Origin of the sequence: Geminocystis sp. CENA526, from assembly GCF_050753365.1 — a bacterium.
Taxonomy (GTDB): domain Bacteria; phylum Cyanobacteriota; class Cyanobacteriia; order Cyanobacteriales; family Cyanobacteriaceae; genus Geminocystis.
Map to the genome: position 1 here is coordinate 1 of NZ_JBLZFY010000246.1, position 1,751 is coordinate 1,751.

At 36.3% G+C, this 1,751-nt stretch carries 1 protein-coding gene and 1 pseudogene; both read right to left on the bottom strand.

Translation table 11 applies throughout. The features are described 5' to 3' along the window. Nucleotides 1–674 (bottom strand): annotated as a pseudogene (locus ACN4EE_RS23100) (hypothetical protein); the annotation flags it as partial. 124 nt (nt 675–798) lie between these two features. Further along, nucleotides 799–1,665, bottom strand: a complete 867-nt coding sequence (locus ACN4EE_RS23105; protein WP_431708858.1) for a TRAFAC clade GTPase domain-containing protein — start codon at nt 1,663–1,665, stop codon at nt 799–801. Nucleotides 1,666–1,751 lie beyond the last annotated feature (86 nt).

The following is a 1,751-nucleotide window of genomic DNA, read 5'->3' on the forward strand; positions in this document are numbered from 1 at the left end:
ATTACTTGATTACTTAAATTTTTTCTAATAATTGCTTCTGCTTTCTCGTCATTGGGTTTAATCACATAAAAACTAGCAGGTTTCTCTAATGCCTGTACATTGTAAGCCCATGCGGTGATAGATTCTCCTGCTTTTTCTTCCCCAATGGCATTGATAATTATTCGGGTGCAAGAAGCTCGATCGAACGGTATGATAACAGGGATAGTAGCATCTAATAAATCTTGAAAATTATCAAGGGGTACTTTTGTTTCAGGTTTATCGATAAATTTATGAGGATTACCAAGGGTTTTGCTATCAAAGGGGTTAAATTGCAGGGGATTTTCCTTCAAAAACCGCAGAATCTTGTTAAGATTGCCTTTGCCTTCTACACAAAAATAACGATAGGCGGAAAAACTACGGGATTCGTCTTTTGTTTTAGTTACAATTGCCACTACAGACCAAATTTCCCCTTTACTCTCTACCTCCCTACCGATAATGGCGGGGGTGTCACTGGATGCGCCTTCGGCAATGGCAAAGAGTCGGTTACTGATGGCTTCTTGAATAGGAGTGGGAATAGGTTCGATCGTCTGATTCATGTATTTTCCTGTAAATCCTCTGGAAAACCAACTACCATCGGCTTTAGTTTCGATAACAATACCTGTGCTAAATTCGTGAATTTCTATTTGTCTAGTCATAGTTTTATTCAAGTTTCATTAACATTAACTGAAGTTACGCATTTATACGAAAGAAAAAAGGAGATTGCTTCAGATTGCTTCGTGCCTCGCAATGACACAATATGCTTATTGTAGCTGTCATAATTTACTCCTCTAATTTAGGGTTACGTTTACCAGTACAAAGCCAATAAATAGGGGATACTAAACCATAAGGGCGCCAACGGCGAGGGTTTTTGATGATGGATTGTGTGCCTTCCCTTCCTCTACTAATTTTCTGGGAATTTGCTTCAGGAAATTGACTTCCTAACACTCCAAAAGCAGAAGTAGTAAAATAAGATACGTCTCCTATATTTTGATTTTGCCATGCCTGTAACCGTCTATAAAGTTGCGGAAAACGATTGTTTGCTATTTTCTCAGCAAATTGACGATTTATCCACAATTCTGATTGTTCACACTTACTAAATGTTACCGCAATTCTTCTTTTTTCCTGCCCTAAATCCGCCTGATTTAATGCTACTAAAAACTTATCTAATCCTTGAGCATATTCGCTATCTTTACGGTGGGATGTGCCATCAATTAACAACATAATTCCCGTTGCTTGAAGACAGTCATCTAAATAATCATCTAGTATTGGATCTCCTATTTTAAACATTAAATCTGCAAAAAATTCTCCTGCATAATCTTTACAATTAATGGTTAATTTTACCTGATTAGCTAAGGTTATACTTAAGGTATAGTCTTTTACTTCATCAATATTTGCATTTAAAAAAGTGGGTTCTAATTCTAATCCTTGTTCGAGGATATTTTGGGCTTGAGTTACTAAATTTTCTGCGTCTTCTCCAATGGGTATTATCCCTTGTACAAAACTGTCTTGACTGGCGTTAGGATAGTAGGCTAGGGATGCCATATAGCTTGTTTTTCCCGATTGTCGATCGCCTATGAGCCTAATATTAGCATTTTCTTGGGTAAATTCCGATGAATTTTTGAGTTTATTAATGATATTTTTGAACATAAAAAAGTTATCTCATTAGTGCGTTAAATCCCGCTTGTATAAAATGATTATCAAAAGTTAGGGCTTGATTAATATTATGTTCTTTC

Coding starts and splice junctions, on each gene's coding strand:
- ACN4EE_RS23105 (WP_431708858.1), bottom strand. CDS start 1,665: ATGTTCAAAAATATCATTAATAAACTCAAAAATTCATCGGAATTTACC.